A 5267-nucleotide genomic window follows, 5' to 3' on the forward strand; every position below is an offset into this window, starting at 1 on the left:
AGCGCCGTCACCCGACGATAACCATACCGACCATATTGCCTGGCGAGCGCGATGATGTCCTCGGTCAGCGCCTGTTCGTCGTCAGCCCCACACGGCACTTTGCGCTGCGTCGATCGATGCTGCCCGAGCACACGGCATATCGCGCAGCGGTTTCGCAGTTCCACCCGATCGCGAAAGCGCACTGTCGATTCGCCAGATATGAAACGGTAAGCCCTCCCCAAGATGTCCGAGCATCACCTTAAGATTCGGATAGCGCTCGAATACGCCCGAAAGGAGCAGGCGAACGCCTTGTGTGCCTGTTTCGACGCCAAAGCCCCATCCCGGACGAGCGAAGAGCGGATGAGAGTCCATGTAGTCTGAGTAGTATGCTCGGATCACATCCGGGTGCGGCAGCGATGGATGGAAGTAGATCGGAACGTCCAGCGCTTCGGCCCTCGCGTAGATCGGCCAAAATTTCGGTAGGTCCAGGAATTCGCCGTTGGCCATACCGTGCAGCATGGCCCCCCGAAATCCCAGCTCGACGCATCGGGAGAGTTCGTCCGCCGCAGCCTCGGGATCGCACGTGGGGAGAGCGGCGAATGCTTGGTAGCGGAGTGGATTGCGTGCCACGATGGCGGCCAGTCGATTGTTGACACGCTGCACGAGCGACACGGCGTTCGCCCCTTGTAGCCGTTGGGCAGAGGGCGCCCGGTGGGACAGGACGGCCATGTCGATGCCTGCGGCGGACAGGTCAGCTGGACGCTCGTCGTCCGTGTCGAACAGCCTTCGACCGATGGGACCAGGGGCCGCGGACCATCCTGTCGCCTTGACGAGCGCAGCGCAGATCAGCGGTGCGAAGCCTCCGAACATCGTAATCGCGACCGCCGAGACGCTGATGCATGTGGTATCAGGCCACATGACCGTCACGGAAGCTGCGCGGCTTAGGGACGTCAGTCGACGCCATGCGCACAGACTGCTGCTACGTTATCTCGATGATGGATCGTTCGGGCTTGTATCGCGCAGACGCGGTCGAGCCAGCAACCCCCGCCGATGCGCGCGGCATCGCCGCGGCTCCCGCCGTCGTAAATTTCCGCCAACGCCAGCAGCCGACGACCCTGGTTCGCACTCTTTGTCGTGCGCGCCTGTCGCCTCAAACCCGCGGCGTCAAAGTCGTTCCGCAATCCGATCGCTGCACCCATCGTTATGCCCTCCTACAGGCGGCCATAGATTCAGACTTTTGCCGGTTTAGGAATCCCCCCGTGGGTCAGCATCATAGGCGTTGGTCTGACTCATAATTATTGGTCGTGATTTCAGTTTCTTGCGAGTCTTCTGGGATTAGCTGGACCGAGGCAAGGAACAGCCATGCGGTTGCGCTTTCGACCCTCTGCACGAAGTCTTTGGCGAGGCGTCGGTTGCGATTCATCCATGCAAAAGTCCGTTCCACGACCCAACGTCGTGGCAGGAGGACGAAGCCCTTTGCTGCGTCGGACCGTTTGATGATTTCCAGGGTCCACGTGCCAATTTTGGCGAGCGCGCCCCGCAGCTTGTCGCCCGCGTACCATGCTGACGCGCGGCTGGGACGGCTGCGTGGTTCACACCCTTGCTCCCGAGATGGTGGATCGCGTTAACGTCCAGTTACTCGCAGCAGCAGGCATTATCCTATCGGCCGGTCATACCGACGCGACTTATGAACAAATGCGCGACGGGTTCGCCGACGGGTTCACCGGGGTCACTCATCTGTTCAACGCGATGTCGCCACTGGCAAGCCGTGCACCCGGAGTGGTCGGAGCGGCGCTGGAGAGCGAGGCATGGTGTGGCATCGTCGTCGACGGTCGCCACGTCGACCCCGTCGTGCTGCGCCTCGCCCTAAAGTGTCATCGCTCCGATCGTTTCATGCTGGTCACCGACGCCATGCCGTGCGTTGGCGGCGACCGACACAGCTTCAGGTTACAGGGTAAAAACGTTCAAGTGCGCGACGGTGCATGTTATGATGATGCAGGCACGCTTGCTGGCGCCGACCTCGACATGGCCAGTGCAGTTCGCAATGCATGTCGGCTGCTTAATATCGATCTGGCGAGCGCATCACAAATGGCGAGCGCTGCGCCTGCCGCATTTCTGGGTCTTAGCGATGAGACAGGGCGGATCGCTCAGGGACTGCGCGCGGATCTGGTGCTGCTCGACGACGATCTTAACGTGCTCGGAAGCTGGATTGGCGGCGTGGGGGACATTGCGAGTGTCACAGATCGGGGGCATGTGAATGTTTAATTCGGTAGGTCTGAGTTTCGCGTTCATTGCCTTGATCTTTGGGCTGCCTGCGCGGGCTGCAGAGCCGACAATTACACCGCGTCCAACTCAGGTCATCGAGCGTACGGGGCTTGGCTTCCGAATAAACGACGGAACCCCCTTGCTCGTACCTGCGGGCGATCCCGATGTCGGCAATGTCGCACAATATTTAGCTGATCTCGCACGCCGGACCGGGGGCCCGCTGCTGGTGCCCACGACAAATGTCAGTAAGGCGCCGGCGATCAACTTCGTCCGCCGGCCAGGGTTTGCGGCCGAAGGATATGCTATCGACGTCAGTCCCAGAGCAATCGTGATTACCGCTTCGCAGCGAGCCGGATTGCTGTACGGCGCTGTCAGCCTTTGGCAGTTGATGACAGTAGCAACGCACGGTGAGCTGGCGCCAGTCCATATTGCTGACGCTCCGCGCTTTCCCTGGCGCGGCCTGATGCTTGACAGTGCGCGTCATTTCCAGTCCGCCGCCGAAATCGGTCGGACGCTCGACTGGATGGCGTTGCACAAGCTGAATCGCTTGCAATGGCATCTCGCCGATGATCAAGGTTGGCGGCTTGAGATCAAACGCTATCCGCGGCTGACAAGCGTCGGCGCCTGGCGAAATACGCCACCTGCCGCTGGCATGGCGGATGGCCGCTACGGTGGCTTCTACAGTCAGGAAGAGGTCCGACGTCTCGTTGCACGAGCGACGGCGCTTAATAGCACAATTGTGCCAGAGAAAGAAATGCCCGGGCACGCGACGGCGGCTATCCTCGCTTATCCTGCCGTAGGGCTTACTACCGCGACAGCTGCCAATCTGGGTGATTGGGGCGTGTTTCCATCGATTTACGGCGTCGACGCGTCAAGCCTGGCCTTTCTCGATGGTGTTCTCGATGAGGTCATGACGCTTTTCCCATCGCGTGAGATCGCAATCGGCGGTGATGAGGCCGTGCATGATCTGTGGCATAACTCACCTTTGATACAGGCAAAAATGCGATCACTCGGCCTCAAGAACGAGGTCGCGCTCCAGGGCTGGTTCATTGGTAAGATCGGCACCTACCTGAACACACACGGGCGACGACTGGTTGGCTGGGACGAGATACTGGCGGATAAAGCCCTGTCGAAAAACGACATTGTCATGTCATGGCACGGCGCAGACGGAGCGATCGCCGCCCCGCGCGCGGGCCATGATGTCGTGATGGCCACGGCACCCACGCTTTATCTGGATAATCGGCAATCAACGTTATCAGGGGGATTGCCCGGTCGCGGGCAGGTCGTCAGCCTAGCCGATATTTATGCGTATGATCCGGGCGACCCGCCTCACCTACCAGGCACCGGTCGGCTCGACGCTGCAGCATCGAAAAATATACTGGGCGTTCAGGGTGCACTGTGGAGCGAGCACATCGACACCGATGCGCGACTGGAGGCAATGGCGTTACCACGCGCCGCGGCGCTTGCTGAAATTGGCTGGACTGCCAGGCAGAGAATTGATTGGGCGAGCTTTGTGTCGCGGTTGCCAGCAATGATGGCGCGATACAGCACCTTGGGCCTGCAGGCCGATGACAGCGCTTTTGCTGTGCAAGCCCAAATAGTGCCAACCGATAGGCATGCGCGCATGGCACTCACGCAGGCCATTCCTCTGGGTAACATACATTACACCACGGACGGTAGCGCACCTTCGCTGGTATCGCTTCGATATAAAACCCCGCTCGATTTGCCCCTTCCCGCCCGACTGCGCGCGACAAGCTTTGTTGGCTCCCAACAATTGTCCCCTAATCTGGATACGTCACTAGACGCCGTCTCCGTTACGCGAAGGACAAGTCTGCAACTGGAACTTTGCTCAAATGGCGTTTCGCTCAATCTCATGAGTGGAACCAAAGCGAGGCAGACAACCTATCTGGTGGACATCAAAAATCCCTGCTGGATCTATCGGGGTGCCGCGCTCGGCGGCGTCAGACATATCGGATTGAGTGTTGCGGCCCTCCCCTTCAACTATCAGTTCGCCGACGAGGCAAGTTCAAAGCCTCTGACTTCATCGGCCAGCATGACAGGAGAGCTAGTTTTACGTCGCGGCTGTGACGGTCCGGTTCTCGCCACAGTCAAACTTCAGCCTGTGCTGGAGGTGGGTGCCGCCAGGGACTATACCGTTGCCATCCCGCGGCAGACGCGATCTGCAGATATGTGTTTCTCTATCGTGCGCGCCAAAAACGATCCGCTGTACGCGCTTGGTTGGGTGGAGCTTCGACCATGACGCTTACGCTACTTTCACCTATGAAAGGCTGGGCTACTCCGCTCGCCGACCTGCCCGATGCAGCGTTTGCCGAGAAAATGGTCGGAGATGGCGTTGCAATCGATCCTACCGGCACGATGCTTCATGCACCATGTACGGGAGTCGTGGTCGGTGTGCATCGCGTTCGCCACGCTGTGACACTGCGCGCAGACAATGGCGCAGAAATTCTCTGTCATATTGGTATCGAGACGGTCGGTCTCGGCGGCAGCGGCTTCACAGCTCACGTTGCCAATGGCGACCGTGTGGAGGCAGGCAAGCCGTTAATTGAGTTCGATCTTGAAACACTGTCGCGTGGAGCGAAAAGTCTCGCTTCACCAATATTGGTGGTCAACACCGACGCCTTTTGCGTGACCCGCCGTGCGAGCGAGACCCGGCTCGCGGTTGGCGACTGGTTGATGGATCTCGAACCAGTTCTCGCCACGTCGACAATTGACGCGTCGATCATTGCGACACATGCAGTGACCCGCAAACTCGTTATCCCCCCCGGCCAAGGTATTCACGCGCGCCCCGCTTCCGCGATCGTCGCATGCATTCGCGGTTTTGCAGCCGAGGTGGAGTTTATATCTGATCGTGGCCGTGCCTCAGCGACCAATATGGTCGCTCTGATGACGCTCGGTATCGTCGAAGACAAACCGGTGCGCTATTTGTCGATGCCACAAGAAGAGAACCCGGCCCTCGGCCTTCGCGGCGTCCGGATGAGTCTTCGCTACCCCGAAATGCTTTC

At 59.6% G+C, this 5267-nt stretch carries 4 protein-coding genes and 4 pseudogenes; 4 read left to right on the plus strand and 4 right to left on the minus strand.

What is annotated here, in order from left to right; genetic code table 11:
- Both Q0R02_RS10180 and Q0R02_RS10185 read right to left on the minus strand, forming a co-directional pair.
- Positions 1-140 (minus strand): annotated as a pseudogene (locus Q0R02_RS10180) (IS3 family transposase); the annotation flags it as partial.
- The gene (locus Q0R02_RS10185) at positions 82-897 is read right to left on the minus strand and encodes an amidohydrolase family protein (RefSeq protein WP_367271458.1); all 816 of its coding nucleotides are present in this window, start codon (positions 895-897) and stop codon (positions 82-84) included. The gene Q0R02_RS10185 and the pseudogene Q0R02_RS10180, both read right to left, overlap by 59 nt.
- On the opposite strand from Q0R02_RS10185, the pseudogene Q0R02_RS13830 reads away from it, so the two are divergent.
- A pseudogene (locus Q0R02_RS13830) lies at positions 896-985 on the plus strand (hypothetical protein); the annotation flags it as partial. The gene Q0R02_RS10185 and the pseudogene Q0R02_RS13830 overlap by 2 nt on opposite strands.
- 37 nt (positions 986-1022) lie before the next feature.
- On the opposite strand, the pseudogene Q0R02_RS10190 reads toward Q0R02_RS13830, so the two are convergent.
- Together Q0R02_RS10190 and Q0R02_RS10195 are read right to left on the minus strand one after the other, a co-directional pair.
- Positions 1023-1178: pseudogene (locus tag Q0R02_RS10190) on the minus strand (IS630 family transposase); the annotation flags it as partial.
- A gap of 71 nt (positions 1179-1249) precedes the next feature.
- Positions 1250-1537, minus strand: a pseudogene (locus Q0R02_RS10195) (transposase); the annotation flags it as partial.
- 29 nt (positions 1538-1566) lie between these two features.
- Between Q0R02_RS10195 and Q0R02_RS10200 the strand changes: the two are divergent.
- The 3 genes from Q0R02_RS10200 to Q0R02_RS10210 all read left to right on the plus strand — a co-directional run.
- The gene (locus Q0R02_RS10200) at positions 1567-2244 is read left to right on the plus strand and encodes an amidohydrolase family protein (protein ID WP_293883110.1); all 678 of its coding nucleotides are present in this window, start codon (positions 1567-1569) and stop codon (positions 2242-2244) included.
- Positions 2237-4504, plus strand: coding sequence for a family 20 glycosylhydrolase (locus Q0R02_RS10205; RefSeq protein ID WP_293883111.1), 2268 nt, complete (start codon positions 2237-2239; stop codon positions 4502-4504). Before Q0R02_RS10200 ends, Q0R02_RS10205 begins: the two co-directional genes overlap by 8 nt.
- On the plus strand, positions 4501-5267 hold a 767-nt coding region (locus tag Q0R02_RS10210; protein WP_293883113.1), incomplete at its 3' end, for a glucose PTS transporter subunit IIA. The genes Q0R02_RS10205 and Q0R02_RS10210, both read left to right, overlap by 4 nt.

This window comes from Sphingomonas sp. (genome assembly GCF_025353885.1).
Classification (GTDB): domain Bacteria; phylum Pseudomonadota; class Alphaproteobacteria; order Sphingomonadales; family Sphingomonadaceae; genus Sphingomonas_O.